The sequence below is a fragment of the Shinella sp. G-2 genome (assembly GCF_050172695.1).
Classification (GTDB): domain Bacteria; phylum Pseudomonadota; class Alphaproteobacteria; order Rhizobiales; family Rhizobiaceae; genus Shinella.
The window spans coordinates 141,728-162,978 of sequence record NZ_JBBEYH010000008.1; the positions used below are offsets into that span (position 1 = coordinate 141,728).

The window sequence follows — 21,251 nt, forward strand, 5'->3', positions numbered from 1 at the left end:
AAGCACCATGACAGAGACGACCAGACTGACAGGCGCCGTGCCGCGGCAACGCGACACGCGCCTCGATGTCTTCCGGGCCCTCGCCCTCCTGACGATCTTCGTCAATCACGTTCCGGGCCAGTATCTGGAACACCTGACGCACAAGAACGTCGGCTTTTCCGATTCGGCGGAGGCCTTCGTGCTGATTTCCGGCATGTCGGTCGGCCTTGCCTATGGATCGCGCTTTGCGGTCGGCGAACGGCTGGCGGTCACCTTGCGCATCCTGCGCCGGGCGCTGACGCTCTATGTCGCCCATATCATGACGAGCATCATCACCTTCGCCATCTTCGCCGGCGGGGCCCTCTGGTTCGGCCGGCAGGATCTCCTGTCGGAAATCAACCTGCGCGCCGTCGTCGACCGTACGGAACAGGGCGTCGTCAGCATGGTGCTGCTCGGCCACCAGTTCGGCTACAACAACATCCTGTCCATGTATGCCGTGCTCTTCCTGATGCTGCCCGGCTTCCTCTGGCTCTACCGGCAGAGCCCGCGCCTCCTGCTCGCCGTCTCCGGTACCATCTGGCTGTGCGCCGGCATCTGGCGCATCGCTCCATCGAACTTCCTCGATGACGGCTACTGGTTCCTAAACCCGCTGTCCTGGCAATTCCTCTTCGTCATCGGCTTCGTCGGCGTCCTGAAGGCGAAGGCTGGCGGTATCCCGCGCCATCTTTTCCTCACGGTCCTCTCGGCCGCCTATCTCCTGGCTTCGATGCTGTGGGTGGTGTTTTCCTGGTGGAACATCGATTTCTCCTACGGGCTGCCCGCCGTGCTGACCGGCTTCGACAAGACCTTCCTTTCGGCCACCCGCCTCCTGCATGTGCTGGCCGGCGCCTATCTCGTCGCGACCATCCCGGCCCTGTCGGCCTGGGCGGCGCTCCCGCTCGCCCACCCGCTGGTGGCCATCGGCCGGCATTCGCTCGCCGTCTTCATCTTCGGCACCATCCTCGCCATGGTCGGCCAGGTGCTGATGTTCGTCACCGGCAAGAACCCGATCCTTGGCACGCTCTACGCGCTTCTCGGCATCGCGTTGCATTTTGCCTATGCGCGTTATCTCGATTGGCAGGCCGCCGTCATCGCCCAGAACGCAAAACGGCAGGGCCTGCAGGCCCTGCCGGTCAAGAACAGCGATACGCGCAAGCGCTAGAGTTTGTCAGGGAAAAGTGGGAACCGGTTTTCCCGAAAAGACAAACGAAAACAAAAGAATTTAGAGCATGTCTGGTTCAATCTGAACCTGACATGCTCTAGAAACATCCAAGCCGGAGCGCCGTCGCTTCCGCGTCGGATCATGCCACAAGCGCAAGAGGCTGGAGCAATTCCGGTGAACGGCATTCACCGGAATTGCCTCGGGCGGATCAAGCCGCCGTGTGGCTCTTGCGCACGTCGTCGTCCGTGAGGATGCCGCTGGCGCGCAGCAATGCGGCGAAACGGCCATTGCTCTGGCTGAGATCGTTGAACGTGCCCATCTCGGCGATCTGGCCGTGATCCATGAACACGACGAGATCGGCCTCGCGCACCGTCGACAGGCGGTGGGCGATGATGAAGGTCGTGCGGTTGCGGCGAAGGGAATCGATCGCGGCCTTCACGCGCGCCTCCGTCTCCACGTCGAGCGCGCTGGTCGCCTCGTCGAGCACGAGGATCGGCGCGTTCTTGAGGATGGCGCGTGCAATGGCGATGCGCTGGCGCTCGCCGCCGGAAAGCCTGTTGCCGCGCTCACCGACATGGGTGTCGTAACCGTTCTGGCGCGAGAGGATGAAATCGTTCGCCGCCGCCGCTTCCGCCGCCGCGACGATCTCCTCCTCGCTCGCACCTTCCCGGCCGAGACGAATGTTGTCGGATATCGAGCGGTTGAGCAGGCCCGCATCCTGGAACACGGTGGCGATGGACCGGCGCAGCGACTTGCGCGTCACCGTGGAAATATCGACGCCGTCGATGAGGATCTGGCCGGATTGCGGCTCGTAGACGCGCTGCAGCAGGTTGACGAGCGTCGTCTTGCCGGCCCCCGTCGGGCCGACGATGGCGACGGTCTGGCCGGCTTCCACCGTGAACGAGACATCGCGTACGCCCTGCGTGGCATTGGCGAAGTCGAAGCCGACATTGCGGTATTCGACCTTGCCCTTCACATCGCCGAGGTCGCCGGCGCCGATCGGCTCCTCGCGATCCTTCACGGCATCTTCCAGCGTGAAGAAGTCTTCCAGCTTGGCGCGCGCCTCGAAGATCTGGGTGGCGAAGGCCTTCATCTGGTCGAGGCGGCCGATGAGCAGGCCCGCAAAGCCGATGAAGGCGATGACGTCGCCGACGCGGATTTCGCCGCGCTGCACCAGCACCGTGCCGATGACGAGGATGGTCATCATCGAAATGGTCGACGCGATGCGGTTCAGCGCGCTGGCCAGCGCCCACCAGTCGAGCACCGGGAACTGCGCATTGATCAACCGCTCGGCGAAGCGCTTCAGTTCGCGCGTCTCCGCCTCGATGCGGTTGTAGCTGTGCACGACCGAAACGTTGCTGATGGAGTCGGACACGTGGGAGAACACCGTGTGGTAGTGGTTCTCCACCGAGGCCTGTCCTTCGCGCGTGCGATTCATCACCACCTTGCCGATCAGCACATAGAGCACGCCGAGAACGACCAGCACCAGCGACAGGCGGTAGTCCATCGCAAAGGCCGTCGGGATGAGCAGGGCGAGCGCCACGGCCGTGGCGAGGTGCGTGCGCATGAATTCGAGCCACAGGCCGAACAGCGTCTCGCAGGCGCGCAGCAGCGTGTGCAGCGCATTGGACGTGCCGCGCTGGCTGTGCCAGGCGAGCGGCATGGAGATGATGCGGCCGAAGGCCTCCGTCAGGAGGCTGGCGCGACGGCCATGGGCCAGCCGGTCCGCCTCACGCGCGACGAGCACATAGGCGATGGTGTTGAACAGGCCGAAGCCCGCCCACATCAGGAGCATCGGCGTGACGTCGCCCTTGGTGGAGATGGCGTCGATGATGCGACCGAACAGGATGGGTTCGGCAATGGTGATCACCGCAAGAACGATGTTGGCGGCGACGACCAGCCCGACGCGAAGCTTGTAGATGCCGAGGTAGCTGAGGGCCCTGGCATAGACCTGAAACAAAGACACGGAATGGAGCCTTTCCGGCAATAGCTGTTGTGCGGTGCTGTTTTCGCACCTTCAGTCCCTTCGCTGAGGGTATTAATCAGCGGAAGCGGCAAAAGTTCTTCCCAGTCAAGCAAATTTCATGACGCCCCTGAAATCTTGCGTGATTATGCAATTTCAGGCCAGCCATGCATGCAAAGCAATTGATTTCCGCGCGCCGATCCTGCCATTTGTCAGGCGGGGATATTGAGTGGGGCGCTTGGGCCGGTTGCCGGCCAGGTTCAGCTTTATCAGTTGGTTAAACAAAGCTAGTCAAGCGCGGGGCACATGAAGATCAACTTACTGGTGCAGTTTCTTGCACTGATCGACGAGTTGCGCGGTCGAGAAGAGACGGCCGCCGAATTCGAGCGCCTTCTGGCGCATTACGGCTTCGATTATTATGGCCTCATCCAGGCTCCCAAGCCGGCGGAGAGCCTGTCGAGCCTGCTTCTTTCCGGCCGCTGGCCGAAGGGCTGGCCGGAAACCTATCTGCGCAAACGCTACATGCAGGTCGATCCGACCGTGCGCTATCTCGGCCATGCGCAGGAGGGCTTTCGCTGGCGCGACACGCTGGGCGCCTTCCGGGCCAGCCCGCACCGCAAGCGCATGGAGCGCATGATGGTGGACGCGCGCCAGAACGGGCTGGAGGACGGCTACATGTTCCCCATCCACGGGCGGCGCGGCCTGCTCGGCAGCCTCAGTCTCGGCGGCAAGCCCGTCGAGCTCGAAAACGTCGAGATCGGCCTTTTCGACAACATCGCGCGGCGGCTCTACTGGAAGCTCATCCACGCGGCCGACCCGGAGGCGGCAGCACGGCTGTCGGCGGTCGTCGACGTCGAATTGACGCGCCGCGAAATGGAGGCCCTGAGCCTGCTTGCCGAAGGCATGACCTCGCATGAAATCGGCCGCGTTCTCGGCATTTCCAGCCATACGGTCGACTGGTACATGAACGGCATCCAGGAGAAGCTGGGCGCCCATAACCGCCATCATGCCATCGCCATCGCCTTCCGCCTCGGCCTCGTCTCCTAGACCGGCCGCCAGCGCGCAGGAAACATAAGCTTCTGTTTTTAAAACGATAAGCACGTCAGGACTGTTTGCACCGCCGTCGGGATTGTTTCCGGCGGCGCAAATCTTTTGTTCCATGACGACTACAAAATTGCACTTTGGAAATTACCCGCTAATAATTCTCTTCGCGGGTGCAGCATTTCCCGCTCCAAGTCCCCTATTCAAGTCAATGAGGAGTCCGACTTGCCCATTTCCAAGATCCTTGTCGCCAACCGGTCCGAAATCGCCATCCGCGTCTTCCGCGCGGCCAATGAACTCGGCTTGAAAACAGTTGCGATATGGGCGGAAGAGGACAAACTGGCGCTGCACCGGTTCAAGGCGGACGAGAGCTACCAGATCGGCCGTGGCCCGCATCTGACGCGTGATCTCGGCCCCATCGAAAGCTATCTTTCCATCGAGGAAGTCATCCGCGTCGCCAGGCTCTCTGGCGCCGACGCCATCCATCCGGGCTACGGCCTTCTGTCGGAAAGCCCGGAATTCGTCGATGCCTGCGATGCCGCCGGCATCACCTTCATCGGTCCGCGCCCGGCCACCATGCGCCAGCTCGGCAACAAGGTCGCCGCGCGCAACCTCGCCATTTCCGTCGGCGTGCCCGTCGTGCCCGCCACCGACCCGCTGCCAGAGGACGAAGCCGAAATCCACCGTCTCGCCGCCGAGATCGGTTATCCCGTCATGCTCAAGGCCTCCTGGGGCGGCGGCGGGCGCGGCATGCGCGCCATCCGCGACCCGAAGGACCTGATCCGCGAGGTGACGGAGGCCAAGCGCGAGGCCAAGGCCGCCTTCGGCAAGGACGAGGTCTATCTCGAAAAGCTCGTCGAGCGCGCCCGCCACGTCGAAAGCCAGGTCCTTGGCGATACCCATGGCAATGTCGTGCACCTGTTCGAGCGTGACTGCTCCATCCAGCGCCGCAACCAGAAGGTCGTCGAGCGCGCACCGGCGCCCTACCTTTCGGAAGCGCAGCGCCAGGAGCTCGCCGCCTATTCGCTGAAGATCGCCAAGGCGACCAACTATATCGGCGCCGGCACGGTCGAGTATCTGATGGATGCCGATACCGGCAAATTCTACTTCATCGAGGTCAATCCGCGCATCCAGGTCGAGCATACGGTCACGGAAGTCGTGACCGGCATCGACATCGTCAAGGCCCAAATCCACATCCTCGACGGCGAGGCGATCGGCACGCCGGAATCGGGCGTGCCCGCCCAGGCCGACATCCGCCTCAACGGCCACGCGCTGCAGTGCCGCATCACCACCGAGGACCCGGAACAGAACTTCATTCCGGACTACGGCCGCATCACCGGCTACCGCTCCGCCGCCGGCTTCGGCATCCGCCTCGACGGCGGCACAGCCTATACCGGCGCCTATATCACCCGCTATTACGACCCGCTGCTCGTCAAGGTCACGGCCTCGGGCAGCACGCCGGCCGAAGCGATCAGCCGCATGGACCGCGCGCTGCGCGAGTTCCGCATCCGCGGCGTCGCCACCAACCTCACCTTCCTCGAGGCGATCATCGGCCATGAGGCCTTCCGCGACAACACCTACACGACCCGCTTCATCGACACGACGCCGGAGCTGTTCCAGCAGGTCAAGCGCCAGGACCGCGCGACCAAGCTGCTGACCTATCTCGCCGACGTCACCGTCAACGGCCATCCGGAAGCCAAGGGGCGTCCGAAGCCGCCGTCCGACGTCGCCAAGCCCGTCGTGCCCTTCATCGGCGGCGATATCCCCGCCGGCACCAAGCAGAGGCTCGATGAACTCGGCCCGAAGAAGTTCGGCGAGTGGCTGCGCGCCGAAAGCCGCGTGCTCCTGACCGACACGACCATGCGCGACGGCCACCAGTCGCTGCTGGCGACGCGCATGCGCACGCATGACATCGCTCGCGTCGCCGGCACCTATGCCCGCGCCCTGCCGCAACTCTTCTCGCTGGAATGTTGGGGCGGCGCGACCTTCGACGTCTCGATGCGGTTCCTGACGGAAGATCCGTGGGAGCGCCTCGCCCGCATCCGCGAGGATGCGCCGAACCTGCTGCTCCAGATGCTGCTGCGCGGCGCCAACGGCGTCGGCTACAAGAACTACCCCGACAATGTCGTGAAGTATTTCGTGCGCCAGGCGGCCAGGGGCGGTATCGACGTCTTCCGCGTCTTCGACTGCCTCAACTGGGTCGACAACATGCGCGTCTCGATGGACGCCATCGCCGAAGAGAACCGCATCTGCGAAGCGACGATCTGCTATACCGGCGACATCCTGAATTCGGCCCGCCCGAAATACGACCTGAAGTACTACACCAATCTCGCCGCCGAGCTGGAAAAGGCCGGCGCGCACATGATCGCGCTGAAGGACATGGCGGGCCTCCTGAAGCCCGCCGCCGCCCGCGTTCTGTTCAAGGCGCTGCGCGAGGCGACGGACCTGCCGATCCACTTCCACACCCATGACACGTCGGGCATCGCCGCCGCGACCGTGCTGGCCGCCGTCGATGCCGGCGTCGACGTGGTGGACGCGGCCATGGACGCCCTTTCGGGCAACACGTCCCAGCCCTGCCTCGGCTCCATCGTCGAGGCGCTGAAAGGATCGGAGCGCGATCCGGGCCTCGATCCCGAATGGATCCGCCGCATCTCCTTCTACTGGGAGGCCGTGCGCTTCCAGTACGCCGCCTTCGAAAGCGATCTCAAGGGGCCGGCCTCCGAAGTCTACCTGCACGAAATGCCGGGCGGCCAGTTCACCAATCTCAAGGAACAGGCTCGCTCGCTCGGCCTCGAAACCAAATGGCACAAGGTCGCCCAGGCCTATGCCGACGCCAACCAGATGTTCGGCGACATCGTCAAGGTGACGCCGTCCTCCAAGGTGGTGGGCGACATGGCGCTGATGATGGTCAGCCAGGACCTGACCGTCGCCGACGTCGAGAATCCGGCCAAGGACATCGCCTTCCCCGATTCGGTCGTTTCCATGCTCAAGGGCGATCTCGGCCAGCCCCCGGGCGGCTGGCCGGCCGGTCTGCAGAAGAAGGCGCTGAAGGGCGAACAGCCCTATACCGCCGTGCCGGGCTCGCTGCTGCCGCCCGCCGATCTCGAGGCCGAACGCAAGGCCATCGAAGACAAGCTGGAGCGCAAGGTCGACGATTTCGAATTCGCATCCTACCTGATGTATCCGAAGGTCTTCACCGATTATGCGCTCGCCGTCGACACCTACGGTCCCGTCAGCGTGCTGCCGACGCCGGCCTATTTCTACGGCCTTGCACCGGGCGAGGAACTGCAGCCGGAAATCGAGCGCGGCAAGTCGCTCGTCATCCTGCACCAGGCGAGCAGCGAACCGGACCAGCAGGGCATGGTGAAAGTGTTCTTCGAGCTCAACGGCCAGTCGCGCCTCATCAAGGTGCCGGATCGCAACCGCGCCGCCACCTCGGCCGTCCGCCGCAAGGCGGACAACGGCAACGTCGCCCATCTCGGCGCGCCGATGCCGGGCGTCATCTCGACGGTTGCCGTTGCCGCCGGCCAGCCGGTCAAGGCCGGCGACGTGCTGCTCTCCATCGAGGCCATGAAGATGGAAACCGCGCTGCATGCCGAAAGGGACGGCATGATCTCGGAAGTGCTCGTCCGGGCCGGCGACCAGATCGACGCCAAGGACCTGCTGATCGTCTACGGCGCCTGACCGGCACCGCAAATCACGGTCATGCCCGCGCCGGTTTCGGGCATGACGGCAGCGCCTGACGATCCAGTTTTACCAAGCGCCCCGGGATGGCGTTAACGCCATCCCCTTTTCGCCCTTGCTTTCCGGCAAGGGCGGACGCAAAACGCGGCGGATTGTTCAACGAAACGCAGGCTTCCATGAGCTTCGTCATCCGCACCGCCGCCCCCGGCGACATCGCCGCCTTCACCGAGATCTACCGCGAGTCCGTGTTGAACGGCGTGGCAAGCTACGAGATCGACCCGCCCTCGCTCGACGAGATGCAGGCGCGTTTTGTGGCGATCACGGGCAAAGGCTATCCCTATATCGTCGCCATCGAGCAGACCGGCCTCATCCTCGGCTATGCCTATGCCTCGGCCTTCCGGACCCGCCCGGCCTATCGCTGGCTCGTCGAGGATTCGGTCTATCTGGCGCCGGAAGCGCGCGGCAAGGGTGTCGGCAAGGCGCTGCTCGCGGAACTCATTCGCCGCTGCACGGAGCTTGGTTTTCGCCAGATGGTCGCCGTCATCGGCGGCGCGCATCCCGCCTCCATCGCCGTCCACAGCGCTGCCGGCTTCGCGCATTCGGGCCGCATGACGGCGACCGGCTTCAAGCACGGCCGCTGGCTCGATACCGTCTTCATGCAGCGCCCGCTCGGCGATGGAGCCGAGACGGAGCCATCGGCGGCGGATTATCCGGGAACGATGGGGTAAATCGGAAAAGGCGGGCGTGCCGGCGTCGACCGCCCGGGAGACGGGTCACGTCTCGACGAGACGCAGCACCTTGTCGAAGACCTTCAGAACCTGGTTCAGTTCGTGCCCGCGCTTCAGGATGGTGCCGTGCTGGTTGATGACGCTGTAGGCGCCCTGCTTGGCCGCGAGCTTCGGGTTTTTCTCGACGCGGTAGAGCGGCATTTCGCCGGATCGTTTGAAGATCGAGAAGACGGCCTTGTCACGCATATGGTCGATGGCATAGTCGCGCCACTCGCCCTCGCCGACCATGCGGCCATAGACCCAGAGAATCGCGTCGAGCTCCCGCCGATGGAAGGTAACCGGCAGCGGATCCTTGCTGCTGCGGTATTCCTTGAGGTCGACCACGACATTGGACGCCTGCAAATCCGGCTGATCTGTCATCGAATCTCCGCACCTTTTCTGTGACGGCACGGTGACAGTGTGCCTGACCGATGCCGAAAAGCAAGGCGGATGGGTCGGGCCGGGCAATTTTGCAAAAATCCGCCCCGCCGCATTTCAGACAAACAGACGCCCAATTTTGAGGAGACAGTCCGCCAGTCGCCGCTCCTACCGGCCTTCTGCCTTGTGCGGGAAGACGGTTCGTTAGGGCCAGCGTCTGTCGAAGTTGCCCTGTATTCCGTTGCCGGCAGCTTCGTCTCGGTCCGGTCCGTCTATCTTCGAACCCTCAAGCCCCAGCCCCTCGAAGAAGCCGGACCGGACCTCCCCGAAGCGCAGGCGCTTCGGTGTTCTGCGGGCTCGTTCTCACAAATCGCTGCACGGTTCGGCCCTGCGCCAGGCGCTTACCGGTATGGCGTGTCTACCGGGATGCCTTGTCGCCGGTCAGCACCGTTGCTCCCAGGATCGCGCCCGGCGTGTCGGCCGTCTTCATGCGCTGGAGCAGCACGGCGCAGCCGCCGGCCTTCTTTTTCTTCTTCAGCATGTCGGCGGGCAGCACGAGGTTCGTCTCCTTGCCCTCCCACATGCCGATCGTTTCCATATCGGTCACGGCATGCCAGTAGTTCACCGTCTTGCCGCGGTTCTCGCCCTTGTCGATGTCGATAGTGCGTTCGCGCTCGAAATAGGCGATGACGATATTGGCCTTGCCCTCGCCCGCCCCGACGCGGATGCGCAACTCGTCGTTCTGCACCGCCACATCGACCGGCACTTCCAACCCCTTGCCCTCGTCGGGCATGGCGGCGATGCGGTCGCGGATGCCGGAAATGTCGGCGCCGTTGATATGCTCCCGGCCGTTCAGCACGGCCTGGGGCGTATAGACGCCGTTGCGGCCGAACATGCGGGCATAGGCATATTGCCGGTCGGTATTGTCCTTGGAGGCGAGCGTGTCCGCCCAGCCGAGATAGTTCCAGTAGTCGACATGATAGGAGAGCGCGACGACCTTGCCCTCGCGGGCCAGCGTCTCAAGGGCCTTGTCGGCCGGCGGACAGGAGGAGCAGCCCTGGCTGGTGAAGAGTTCGACGACACCCTTGGGCTTTATCGCTTCCTGCGCGTGAGCGGCGCCGGCTCCCAGCGTCAGCAGGATCGCCAGACATTCCGATATGTACGGTCTCGGCATGATCAATTCCAATGGAGCGCCGGCAGGAGCCAGCCATTTGCGCCCGTCATACGCCCTTGCCGCTTCAACAGGAAGTCACGATGGAGTGAAACTGTTGGTTGGATTCGCGTGCCTCAGAACGAAAAATGCCGGGGCTTTGGGCCCCGGCACGTCATTGTTCAGGCTGTATCCGCTCAGGCGGCGAGATCGCGAAGAACGGTCTGCAGGATGCCGCCGTTGTTCATGTAGGTCACTTCGTCGAGCGTATCGATGCGGCAAAGGAGCGGAACCTCCTTCACCGTGCCGTCGGAGTAGGTGATCTTGGCGATCTTCTTCTCGCGCGGCTTGATGTCGCCTTCCAGGCCCTCGATCGTGACGACTTCGTCGCCCTTGAGGTCGAGCGATGCCCAGGTCGTGCCTTCCTCGAAGACGAAGGGCACGACGCCCATGCCGACGAGGTTGGAACGATGGATGCGCTCGAAGGACTGCGCCACCACGGCCTTGACGCCGAGCAGGTTCGTGCCCTTGGCCGCCCAGTCGCGCGAGGAGCCGTTGCCGTATTCGACGCCGGCGAAGATGACGAGCGGAACGCCCTCGGCCTTGTACTTCATGGCCGCATCGTAGATCGACATCTCTTCCTTGGACGGATAGTGGATGGTGTAGCCACCTTCCTTGCCGTTCGGGCCGAGCATGTGGTTGCGGATGCGGATATTGGCGAAGGTGCCGCGCATCATGACTTCATGGTTGCCGCGGCGCGTGCCGTACTGGTTGAAGTCCGCGACCGCGACGCCGTTGCCCGTAAGGTACGCGCCGGCCGGCGAGGCCGCCTTGATCGAACCGGCCGGGGAGATGTGGTCGGTGGTGATCTTGTCGCCGAAGAGACCGAGGACGCGGGCGCCTTCGATGTTCTTCAGGCCCGAGCCGGTCTTGCCCATGCCGACGAAGTAGGGCGGGTTCTGCACATAGGTCGACTTGTCGTCCCAGGCATAGGTCTGCCCTTCCGGAACCTGCACCGCCTGCCAGTTCTCGTCGCCCTTGAAGACGTCGGCATACTTCGTGGCATAGAGCTCACGCGTGACGTACTTCATGATGAACTCCTGGATCTCCTTGGAGGAGGGCCAGATGTCCTTGAGGTAGACGGGGTTGCCGTTCTGGTCTTCGCCGATCGGCTCCTTGGTGAGATCCTTCTGGACCGAGCCGGCGAGCGCGTAGGCGACGACGAGCGGCGGCGAGGCGAGGTAGTTCGCCTGCACGTCCGGCGAGATGCGGCCTTCGAAGTTGCGGTTGCCCGAGAGCACGCCGGCGGCGATCAGGCCCTTGTCGTTGATCGTCTTGGAGATCGGCGCCGGCAGCGGGCCGGAATTGCCGATGCAGGTCGTGCAGCCGAAACCGACGAGGTTGAAGCCGAGCTTGTCGAGATCGGCCTGCAGGCCCGACTTGGCGAGGTATTCGCCGACGACCTGCGATCCCGGTGCCAGCGAGGTCTTGACCCACGGCTTCGTCTTCAGGCCCTTGGCGACCGCGTTGCGGGCGAGCAGGCCGGCGGCGATGAGGACCGACGGGTTGGACGTGTTGGTGCAGGAGGTGATGGCGGCGATGGCGACGTCGCCATGGCCGAGATCGTAGTCCGTGCCCTCGACCGCGTAGCGGTTGGCAAGCTGGCCGGGCTTCTTGTAGTCGTTGTCCATCGCGGTGGCGAAGCCGGAAGCGATGTTTTCGAGCGGGATGCGGCCTTCCGGACGCTTCGGGCCGGCCATGGCCGGAACCACCTCGCCGAGGTCGAGTTCGAGCGTGTCGGTGAAGACGAGGTCGGAACCGTCGCTGTCACGCCACATGCCCTGCGCCTTGGAATAGGCTTCGACGAGGGCGATGCGCTGCTCTTCGCGGCCGGACATGGTGAGGTAGTTGACGGTCTCGCCGTCGACCGGGAAGAAGCCGCAGGTCGCGCCGTATTCCGGGCCCATATTGCCGATCGTCGCGCGGTCGGCGAGCGTCATGTTGTCGAGGCCGGGGCCGAAGAATTCGACGAACTTGGAGACGACGCCCTTCTTGCGCAGCATCTGCACGACCATCAGCACGAGGTCGGTCGCCGTGACGCCTTCCTTGAGCTTGCCGGTGAGCTTGAAGCCGATGACCTCGGGCAGCAGCATGGAGACCGGCTGGCCGAGCATGGCGGCTTCCGCCTCGATGCCGCCCACGCCCCAGCCGAGAACGCCGAGGCCGTTGATCATGGTCGTGTGGCTGTCCGTGCCGACACAGGTATCCGGGTAGGCGATGATCTCGCCGTCTTCTTCCTTGGTCCAAACCGTCTGGCCCAGATATTCCAGATTGACCTGGTGACAGATGCCGGTGCCCGGGGGAACGACGCGGAAGTTCTGGAACGCCTGCTGGCCCCACTTGAGGAAGCGGTAGCGCTCGCCGTTGCGCTGGTATTCCAGCTCAACGTTGCGCGCGAAGGCGGTCGGCGTGCCGAATTCGTCGACGATGACGGAGTGGTCGATGACGAGATCGACGGGAACGAGCGGGTTGATCTTTTCCGGATCGCCGCCGAGCGAGACCATCGCGTCGCGCATGGCCGCAAGGTCGACGACGGCGGGAACGCCGGTGAAGTCCTGCATCAGAACGCGCGCCGGGCGATAGGCGATCTCGTTTTCGACCGTGCCCTTGTTCGTCAGCCAGTCGACGACGGAAAGGATCTGCTCCTTGGTGACCGAGCGGCCGTCCTCGAAGCGCAGCAGGTTCTCAAGAAGCACCTTCATCGAGTAGGGCAGCTTCGAGACGCCGGCAAGGCCGTTCGCCTCGGCCTTGGGCAGGCTGTAATACACATAGTCGGTGCCGTTGACCGTAAGGGTCGAACGACAATTGAAACTGTCTAGGGATTTGGACACTTTATACCCCGTCTCGTCTGGCGCCAGAAAGCTGACGTACGAACGCCCGTGCGCGTTGAGCGCGTATGGGATGCGGGTGCGGCCATTTCCGCTGTCCGTACGCGGAAATCATTCCCGTGTTCGGCGCTTGGATGAAATTCACGCCGACCGCTGGCGTGTTGCGGGGGTTATAGATAATTTCCAAGAAACGTTCCAGACCGGTTATAGGCAAATCGGGACAATTTTTTTGCGTTGCGACCAAGGTCGTAAAGGGAAAGTGAAACACCATGCGGCTCGTCGCCGAGGGATTGGGGGCCAAGCGTGGCGAGGACCTGATTTTCCAAGATATTTCCTTTGAAATCGCCAGCGGCGAGGCGCTCGTCGTCAAGGGTCCGAACGGTTCTGGAAAGTCGACGTTGCTGCGGGTCCTCGCCGGTCTTCTGCCGGCCGAAACGGGCACGGCGAAACTGCTTGCTGCAGCGCACCCGGTCGAGCGCGTCGGCGAGGCCGCGCATTATCTCGGCCACCGCAATGCAATGAAGCGCGAACTGACCGTCGAGGAGAATCTCGCCTTCTGGAAATCCTTTCTCGGCGATGTCGAGGGCGGCGCGGGCACCTCCATCGACGCAGCGGTGGAAGCCGTCGGTCTCGGCGGCATCGCCCACCTTCCCTTCGGCTATCTCTCCGCCGGCCAGCAACGCCGCATGGCCATGGCGAAACTCCTCGTCGCCTGGCGCCCCGTCTGGATCCTCGACGAGCCGACGGCCGCGCTCGACGCCGCCGCCGAAGCGATGTTCGCCGGCCTCGTCACGACACATCTCGCCGCCGGCGGCATCGCGATTGCCGCGACCCATCAGCCGCTGGGGCTGGAGGGGGTGAAGGAATTGCGGATGCAAGGCTTTGCCGGGGTGATGGAGGACGTGTGGTAATGGGTGCGCATGTGGTTCTCCCCGTCCCCTCCGCCGGGCACCTCCATCTTCGGACATGCGGTCTGCATGCGGCGAGACGGCACCGCGGTTCTTTCACCCTTCTTGAGCGGACGACACCCGGCGCGGCGGAGCGGAACAGGCAGTGCCCGCGCCACCGGAGGATCGCCGCATGATCGCCCTCCTTTCCCGTGACATCAGGCTCTCCGTGCGCGCCGGCGGCGGCGCGCTGATCGGCGTGCTCTTCTTCATGACCGTCGTCGCCGTCATCCCCTTCGGCGTCGGCCCGGATCTCAACCTTCTCTCCCGCATCGGCCCCGCCATCCTCTGGATCGGCGCGCTGCTCGCCGCCCTGCTCGGCCTCGACCGACTGTTCCAGGCCGAGCGCGAGGACGGTTCGCTCGACCTCCTCCTGATGCAGGAGACGCCCCTCGTCCTGACCGTCTTCATCAAATGCCTCGCGCACTGGATCGCCACCGGCCTGCCGCTGGTGATCGCCTCGCCGCTGCTCGGCCTTTTCATGAACATGGACGAGACGGCCATCGGCGCGACGACGCTGACATTGCTGGCCGGCACGCCCGCCATCACTTTCATCGGCGCGGCCGGCGCGGCCATTGCCGTGGCGCTGCCGCGCGGCGGCCTGCTCGTCTCCATCCTCGTCCTGCCGCTTGCCATCCCCGTGCTGATCTTCGGCGTCAGCGCGGTCTATGCGGCGATCCAGGAACCGGCGCCCTTCCTGCCGCCCTTCCTCATTCTCGTCGCCCTCAACCTGTTCTTCGCCGTCATCGGACCGGTCGCCGCAGCCGCGGCACTTCGTCTTTCGAGCGACTGAGGACCGGCTGGCGGGCCGACTGACAGGAAAGTGATTGCGGCAGATCAATTGAAGATGCCGGCCTGACGCGTTAAAGAACCATCCGACACGTTGAAGGGCAGACATGAGCGAACCGAGCCTTGCCATCCGCAAATTCAGCGATCTCGCCAACCCGACGCGGTTCCTGGCGCTGGTCGCCACCCTCTGGCCCTGGCTTGCCGGGCTGACGCTCTGTCTGTTCGCCGCCGGCCTCTATCTTTCCTTCACGACGACGGGCGACTACCAGCAGGGCGAGACGGTGCGCATCATGTATGTGCATGTGCCGGCCGCCTGGCTCTCCATGATGTGCTATTCGGTCATGGCGCTCTCGGCGCTCGGCACGCTCGTCTGGCGCCACCCGCTTGCAGACGTCTCGGCCAAGGCCGCCGCGCCCATCGGCGCCTGCTTCACCCTGCTCGCCCTCGTCACGGGCTCGCTCTGGGGCAAGCCCATGTGGGGAACGTGGTGGGTGTGGGATGCCCGGCTCACCTCCGTCTTCGTGCTGTTCCTGATGTATCTCGGCCTCATCGCGCTCGGCCGCGCCATGGACGACCCGACGCGCGCCGCCAAGGTCAGCGCCGTCCTCATCCTCATCGGCTTCGTCAACATCCCGATCATCAAGTTCTCTGTCGAGTGGTGGAACACGCTGCACCAGCCGGCGAGCGTCATCCGCATGGACGGCCCGACCATCGATCCGGAGTTCCTCTGGCCGCTCATCGTGATGGCCATCGCCTTCACCATGCTGTTCTTCACGCTGCACGTTCTTGCCATGCGCAACGAGATCTTGCGCCGCCGCATCGCCGTGCTGCGCCGCCATGCCGCCCGCGCGGCGGGAGAGGCCGCATGAGCCACGCCTTCTATGTCACCGCCTCCTATATTGCCGCTTTCGGCGTCACAATCGGTCTGACGCTCTGGGTCTGGCTCGACCATCGCGGCCGGCACCGCGAGCTGGAAAGGCTCGAAGCCGCTGGCATCCGCCGCCGGTCCGCCCGCACCGACGACGTCAGCACCGGGGACGCGCGATGAGCGAGACGGAAAGCCAGACCGAAAGCGCCGGCACGCGCACGCGCCTGATTCTCGCCGCCCTGCCGCTGGCGATCTTCCTCGGCCTTGCGCTGATCTTCTGGACGCAGCTCAATTCCGGCCGCGACATTTCGGAGATCCCGTCCGCGCTGATCGGCACCAAGGCCCCCTACCGCGATCTCGAACCCCTCGCCGGCGCGACGAAGGACGGCGCGCCCGTTCCCGCGCTGACGGCGGAAACCGGCAAGGGAAAATTGACGCTCGTCAATTTCTGGGCCTCCTGGTGCGTGCCCTGCCGGCAGGAGCACCCGGTCATCCTCGCGCTCTCCAAGGACCCGCGCATCACCGTCGTCGGCGTCAACTACAAGGATGGCAGCGAAAACGCCCTGCGTTTCCTCGGCGAACTGGGCAACCCCTTCTCCGCCATCGGCCTCGACCCTGTCGGCAAGATGGCCATCGACTGGGGCGTCTACGGCATCCCTGAATCCTACCTCGTCGGCCCCGACGGCACGATCCTCTACAAGCGCGTGGGACCGTTCGATGACAAGAGCCTGAAGGACGGGCTCTATCCTGCCATCGAAAAGGCCCTGGGCACGTCCGCGCAAGCGGGATAGCCTCCCCCATCATGCTGATTTGATCCCGACACCGGCCACGCGCGTCCGCCGAACCCCGGATAAAATCCGGGATCGCGGAGGAGAGGTGGCAATGAGAGGATAGAGGCCCGCTCGCCGGCCCGGCCTGACGCGCCCGTTACGGCGCCTTGCCCTCTTCCGGCGGTTCGATGGCGTGGCGCATGATCAGCGGCATCTGGGAAAGCGTGAAGAGGATGGTGATGGGCATGGTGCCCCAGACCTTGAAGGCCACCCAGAAATCGGTCGAGAAGTTGCGCCAGACGATCTCGTTCATTGCGGCCAGCACGAGGAAGAACAGGCCCCAGCGCAGCGTCAGCTTGCGCCAGCCCTCGTCCGTCAGCCGGAAGGCCGCGTGGAAGACATAGCCGAGCAGGGACTTGCCGAAGAGCAGGCCGCCGAGCAGGATCGTGCCGAACAGCGTGTTGACGATGGTCGGCTTCATCTTGATGAAGGTATCGTCCTGCAGCCAGAGCGTCAGCGCGCCGAAGATGAAGACGACCACGCCGGAAATGAGCGGCATCATCGGCAGGGTCCGCGTCAGGGCCCAGGACACCGCCAGCGCAATTGCCGTCGCAGCCATGAAGAGACCGGTCGCGATGAAGAGCGGCCCGCCCATCTCGGCCAGCATCGGAAAATGCGCGGCCAGCCATTCGCCGCGCGAATTGGCGAAGAAGAAGACGACGAGAGGGCCGAGTTCCAGCACCATCTTGAGGAGGGGGCTGATCTTCTCCTCCGTCTTGGCCGGGGCGTCCAGCGTTGCCTTGCTCATCTTTCAACTCCTGCGATCGCTTCCGCGAAATCCTTGGCCTCGAAGGGTTCGAGATCGTCGATCCCTTCGCCGACACCGATGAAATAGACCGGCAGCTTGTGCTTTGCCGCAATCGCCACAAGGATGCCGCCGCGGGCCGTACCGTCCAATTTTGTCATGATCAGGCCCGAGACGCCCGCGACGTTGCGGAAAATCTCCACCTGGTTCATCGCGTTCTGGCCGGTGGTGGCATCGAGCGTCTGCAGCACGGTGTGCGGCGCGTCGGGGTCGAGTTTGCCGAGCACGCGCACGATCTTCTCGAGTTCCGCCATCAGCTCCGCCTTGTTCTGCAGGCGGCCGGCGGTATCGACGATGAGCACGTCGCTCTTCTTCAGCTTCGCCTGCTCGTAGGCTTCATAGGCAAGGCCCGCCGCATCGGCGCCGAGCTTGGAGGAGACGATGTCGGAACCGGTCCGCTCCGCCCAGATCTTCAACTGCTCGATGGCCGCGGCGCGGAACGTGTCGCCGGCGGCCAGCATCACCTTCAGGCCCGCGCCGGAAAGCTTTGCCGCAAGCTTGCCGATGGTCGTCGTCTTGCCCGTGCCGTTGACGCCGACGACGAGGATCACATGCGGCTTGTGGCTGAGATCGAGTTCCAGCGGCTTTGCGACGGGCGCCAGCACCTTGGTGATCTCGGTCGACATGATGCGCGAAACGTCGGCACCGGTCACGTCCTTGCCGTAGCGCTCCGAGGCGAGCGTGTCGGTGATGCGTAGCGCCGTCTCGACGCCGAGGTCGGCCTGGATCAGCAGGTCTTCGAGATCCTGCAACGTCTCGTCGTCCAGCTTGCGCTTGGTGAAAAGGCTGGTGATCTGCCCGGTCAGTTGCGAGGAGGTGCGGGCAAGGCCTTCGCGCAGGCGCTGGAACCAGGTGCGCTTCGGCTGGGCAACCGGCGCGACGTCCTCGACCGGAGCCTTGTCCGCGGAAGCAAAACCCTTCGGCAAGGCGGGCGCGGCGGCCGGCTGCTCGATGCGCAGGGCCTCTTCGAGAACGGGATCCTCGACGGCAGCAGGCGCCGCGTCCGCGGGCATGCTGTCTTCGACGGAAGCAACATCCTCTTCGGCACCTGCTTCGACCGCGTCGTCTTCCGGCGCGACAGGCTCCTGCGCCACAGGCTCTTCCTCGACCTGTTCTTCTTCAACCTCGGTGTCCGGCTCTGCGGCAGCCTCATCTTCGACCGGGCCTGCCTCCGTCTTCGTCTCAGCCGCCGGCTCTTCGACGACCGGCAGATCGTGCGCATGCGGAAGCGGATAGATCTCCGGCTCGACATCCTCGGAAATGTGATACTCGGCCTCCGGATTGGCGGCTTCCGCTTCCTCCAGCAGCGCGTCGCGCTCGTCCTCGGCAGAGTGGACCGCCGGGGTCTCCGCCACGTCTTCGACCGCCGGCGTGACGACCTGCGATTCCGCGGCAGGCGTTTCCGCCTCCGGCTTGGGCTCGGCAGCGCTGTCTTTTCCGAATGTGAAAATCTTCTTGATGAAGCCGAGGGCCATGAACTGTATCCGCTAGTTACGGGAAGAGGCGGTTGCGAGAAGGGGCCGCATCGTCAGATGTTTTCCATTGTGTCCGGTGATCGCGACCGGCACAAGATCGCGCGGCTTGAGGCCGGCGGCATCGACGAGCGTGAAGTTTTCCGTATGGGCGAGGCCGTTGTTTTCCACAAGGATCGTTTCCTGCCTGCCGATCATCGAAACGAGATGGGCCTCGTGCAGCCGTTTTCCAGTCTCCCGCAGCCGCCCGGCGCGCTCCTTGATCAGTGCACGGTCGAGCTGCGGCATGCGCGCGGCCGGCGTGTCGGGGCGCGGGCTGTAGGGAAAGACGTGGAGATGGGCGATGCCGCAATCCTCGGCAAGGCGCACGGCGTTGGCGAACATTGCCTCGGTCTCCGTCGGAAACCCGGCGATCATGTCCGCGCCGAAGCTGGCATCCGGCCGTTCCGCACGCACGCGCTCGCAGAAGGCGCGGGCATCGGCGCTGGAATGGCGACGCTTCATGCGCTTCAAGATCAGGTCGTCGCCGTGCTGCAGCGACAGGTGCAGGTGCGGCATGAAGCGCGGCTCATCGGCGATGAGATCCCACAAATGCGCGTCCGCCTCGATGCTGTCGATCGAGGAAAGGCGAAGCCGCCTTATATCCGGCACCTGCTTCAAAAGCGTCTTCGCAAGCTGGCCAAGGCTCGGCTTGCCCGGCAGGTCCGCGCCGTAGCTCGTCGCGTCCACGCCGGTCAGCACGATTTCGCAGTAGCCGCTCTCGACGAGTTTGCGCGCCTGATCGACCACGGCCCCCATCGGCACGGAGCGGGAATTGCCTCGGCCATAGGGGATGATGCAGAAGGTGCAGCGATGGTCGCAGCCGTTCTGCACCTGCACAAAGGCCCGCACATGGCCGTCGATCAGCCTGACCATCTGCGGCGCGGTCTCGCGCACGCTCATGATGTCGTTGACGCGCAGCTTTTCTTCGGCCGAAACGCCGAAATCCGGCAGTGCCCGGTAGGAGGCGCTTTTCAGCTTCTCCTCGTTGCCGAGCACGGCGTCCACCTCCGGCATGGCGGCGAAGGTCTGCTTTTCCGTCTGCGCGGCGCAGCCGGTGACGACGATACGGGCGTGGGGATTGTCGCGCCGCGCACGGCGGATTGCCTGCCGGGCCTGGCGCACGGCCTCGCCGGTGACGGCGCAGGTGTTCACCAGCACGGCATTGTTCAGCCCTGCCTTCTCGGCTTCCGCGCGCATCACTTCCGATTCGTAGGTGTTGAGCCGACAGCCGAAGGTTATGACGGTAACGCCGCTCAAAGGGCGGCCGCCTCGGCATCGTCCCGGCGGAAGGCGCCGGTCTGGGGATCGAGCAGGCCCGACCATTCCCATTCGGCGGGGCCTGTCATGACGACGTGGTCGTCCGCGCGCCATTCGATGGTGAGCGTGCCCCGGTTCGGGCTGCTGGCGACGGTGATTGCGACCTTGCGGCCGGTACGGCCGGTGCGCGCGCCGGAAACGCCGGCCGCGCAGGCCGCGGAACCGCAGGCGAGCGTCAGGCCCGCGCCGCGCTCCCAGGTGCGCGTCGTCATGGTGGAGGCGGACGTCACCTGCGCCAGCGTGATATTGGCCTTTTCCGGGAACATCGGATGGTTTTCGAGCAGTGGCCCGAAACGGTCGAGATCGAAGCTCATCGGGTCGCGGTCGACCCAGAAGACGGCATGCGGGTTGCCCATCGACATGGCGGCGGGCGAATGCAGCACCGGCGCATCGATCGGCCCGATCTGGAGTTCGATGCGGCTCGTGTCGAAGAACTCTTCCGCGAGCGGAATGCGGTTCCATTCGAAGACCGGCTTGCCCATGTCGACGGAGATCGTGCCATCCTCGTGTTCGACGGCATTGAGGATGCCGGCCACCGTCTGGAAGGTGAAGACCTTCTTGCCCGTCTCGGAAGCCAGCGCCTGCACCACGCAACGCGTGCCGTTGCCGCAGGCCTGCGCCTTCGTGCCGTCGCAGTTGAGGATGTCGATGAAGGCGTCCGTGCCGTCGACCTTCGGATCGTGGATCGCCATGATCTGGTCGAAGCGTGTGGCCGGGTCGGCATTCAGCGCGATGGCCGCGGCGGGCGTCACGGCATCGTCGCGGCCGCGCATGTCCACGACGAGGATCATGTTTCCCAGTCCGTTCATACGGGCAAATTGCGCTTCAGCGGCCATGTCGGATATTCCTTGAAAAGACCCGTCCGGAGTCCTTCATTTCCAGCGCGCATATGGCGCACATTACTCGCGCGTATATGGCGCAAACGTGCCGGAATTACCAGACGGAGTCTTCGAATCCTTGCCGGGCCGGACTCCAATCCTTGACTTTCCGGCCTCTTTCCTGTTTAAGCCGCGCATCTGCGACAAGTGAGACTGCTTGAAGCCGCCGACCGGGACCCATTGCGGTATAAACAGATCCCGGAGGTCAACACCCGACAGCGCGATGCGCCCTCGGGTGCTTTTTGGCTTTGC

General features: G+C 64.3%; 17 protein-coding genes. 9 read left to right on the top strand and 8 right to left on the bottom strand.

Annotation, left to right across the window (positions count from 1 at the left end):
- Nucleotides 1-7: 7 nt before the first annotated feature.
- Nucleotides 8-1,180, top strand: coding sequence for an OpgC family protein (locus V8U06_RS15430; RefSeq protein ID WP_427141401.1), 1,173 nt, complete (start codon nt 8-10; stop codon nt 1,178-1,180).
- Between the two features lie 208 nt (nt 1,181-1,388).
- Here the strand turns inward: V8U06_RS15430 and V8U06_RS15435 are convergent, their stop codons facing one another.
- Nucleotides 1,389-3,146 carry a glucan ABC transporter ATP-binding protein/ permease gene (locus V8U06_RS15435; RefSeq protein ID WP_427141402.1) on the bottom strand — a complete coding sequence of 586 codons (1,758 nt, stop codon included), beginning with the start codon at nt 3,144-3,146 and terminating at the stop codon, nt 1,389-1,391.
- Nucleotides 3,147-3,449: 303 nt separating this feature from the next.
- Between V8U06_RS15435 and V8U06_RS15440 the strand changes: the two genes are divergently transcribed.
- From V8U06_RS15440 to V8U06_RS15450, 3 genes are all read left to right on the top strand, one after another.
- Nucleotides 3,450-4,190 carry a helix-turn-helix transcriptional regulator gene (locus tag V8U06_RS15440; RefSeq protein ID WP_226921714.1) on the top strand — a complete coding sequence of 247 codons (741 nt, stop codon included), beginning with the start codon at nt 3,450-3,452 and terminating at the stop codon, nt 4,188-4,190.
- A 219-nt stretch (nt 4,191-4,409) separates the two neighbouring features.
- Nucleotides 4,410-7,868: a pyruvate carboxylase gene (gene pyc, locus V8U06_RS15445; protein WP_427141403.1), complete on the top strand. Its 3,459-nt coding sequence runs from the start codon at nt 4,410-4,412 to the stop codon at nt 7,866-7,868.
- Between the two features lie 176 nt (nt 7,869-8,044).
- The gene (locus tag V8U06_RS15450; RefSeq protein WP_427141404.1) at nt 8,045-8,596 is read left to right on the top strand and encodes an N-acetyltransferase family protein; all 552 of its coding nucleotides are present in this window, start codon (nt 8,045-8,047) and stop codon (nt 8,594-8,596) included.
- A gap of 45 nt (nt 8,597-8,641) precedes the next feature.
- Here V8U06_RS15450 and V8U06_RS15455 read toward each other — a convergent pair whose 3' ends face one another.
- The 3 genes from V8U06_RS15455 to acnA all read right to left on the bottom strand — a co-directional run bounded on the left by V8U06_RS15455 (nt 8,642) and on the right by acnA (nt 13,054).
- On the bottom strand, nt 8,642-9,016 hold the full coding sequence (locus tag V8U06_RS15455; RefSeq protein ID WP_427141405.1) for a DUF2794 domain-containing protein: 375 nt from the start codon (nt 9,014-9,016) through the stop codon (nt 8,642-8,644).
- 415 nt (nt 9,017-9,431) lie between these two features.
- Complete coding sequence (locus V8U06_RS15460) at nt 9,432-10,187, bottom strand: DUF1223 domain-containing protein (protein WP_226921710.1); 756 nt, start codon at nt 10,185-10,187, stop codon at nt 9,432-9,434.
- 173 nt (nt 10,188-10,360) lie between these two features.
- Entirely contained in the window at nt 10,361-13,054 is a 2,694-nt protein-coding gene (gene acnA / locus V8U06_RS15465; protein ID WP_427141406.1) for an aconitate hydratase AcnA, read from the bottom strand.
- A 266-nt stretch (nt 13,055-13,320) separates the two neighbouring features.
- Between acnA and ccmA the strand changes: the two genes are divergently transcribed.
- From ccmA to V8U06_RS15490, 5 genes are all read left to right on the top strand, one after another.
- Entirely contained in the window at nt 13,321-13,962 is a 642-nt protein-coding gene (ccmA, locus tag V8U06_RS15470; RefSeq protein WP_427141407.1) for a heme ABC exporter ATP-binding protein CcmA, read from the top strand.
- Nucleotides 13,963-14,131: 169 nt separating this feature from the next.
- Entirely contained in the window at nt 14,132-14,791 is a 660-nt protein-coding gene (gene ccmB, locus V8U06_RS15475) for a heme exporter protein CcmB (RefSeq protein ID WP_427141408.1), read from the top strand.
- 103 nt (nt 14,792-14,894) lie between these two features.
- Entirely contained in the window at nt 14,895-15,656 is a 762-nt protein-coding gene (locus V8U06_RS15480) for a heme ABC transporter permease (protein ID WP_427141409.1), read from the top strand.
- The gene (ccmD, locus tag V8U06_RS15485) at nt 15,653-15,835 is read left to right on the top strand and encodes a heme exporter protein CcmD (RefSeq protein WP_427141410.1); all 183 of its coding nucleotides are present in this window, start codon (nt 15,653-15,655) and stop codon (nt 15,833-15,835) included. The genes V8U06_RS15480 and ccmD overlap by 4 nt, the downstream gene beginning before the upstream one ends.
- Entirely contained in the window at nt 15,832-16,446 is a 615-nt protein-coding gene (locus V8U06_RS15490; protein WP_427141411.1) for a DsbE family thiol:disulfide interchange protein, read from the top strand. The genes ccmD and V8U06_RS15490 overlap by 4 nt, the downstream gene beginning before the upstream one ends.
- Before the next feature lie 136 nt (nt 16,447-16,582).
- Here V8U06_RS15490 and V8U06_RS15495 read toward each other — a convergent pair whose 3' ends face one another.
- The 4 genes from V8U06_RS15495 to dapF are packed head-to-tail and all read right to left on the bottom strand — an operon-like array spanning nt 16,583 to nt 20,957.
- Nucleotides 16,583-17,233 (bottom strand): septation protein A, encoded by a 651-nt coding sequence (locus V8U06_RS15495; protein ID WP_427141412.1) that lies wholly within the window; start codon nt 17,231-17,233, stop codon nt 16,583-16,585.
- Nucleotides 17,230-18,765 (bottom strand): signal recognition particle-docking protein FtsY, encoded by a 1,536-nt coding sequence (gene ftsY / locus V8U06_RS15500; protein WP_427141413.1) that lies wholly within the window; start codon nt 18,763-18,765, stop codon nt 17,230-17,232. The genes V8U06_RS15495 and ftsY overlap by 4 nt, the downstream gene beginning before the upstream one ends.
- Nucleotides 18,766-18,777: 12 nt before the next feature.
- Complete coding sequence (mtaB, locus tag V8U06_RS15505; RefSeq protein WP_427141414.1) at nt 18,778-20,061, bottom strand: tRNA (N(6)-L-threonylcarbamoyladenosine(37)-C(2))-methylthiotransferase MtaB; 1,284 nt, start codon at nt 20,059-20,061, stop codon at nt 18,778-18,780.
- On the bottom strand, nt 20,058-20,957 hold the full coding sequence (gene dapF / locus V8U06_RS15510) for a diaminopimelate epimerase (protein ID WP_427141415.1): 900 nt from the start codon (nt 20,955-20,957) through the stop codon (nt 20,058-20,060). Before dapF ends, mtaB begins: the two co-directional genes overlap by 4 nt.
- Between the last annotated feature and the right edge of the window lie 294 nt (nt 20,958-21,251).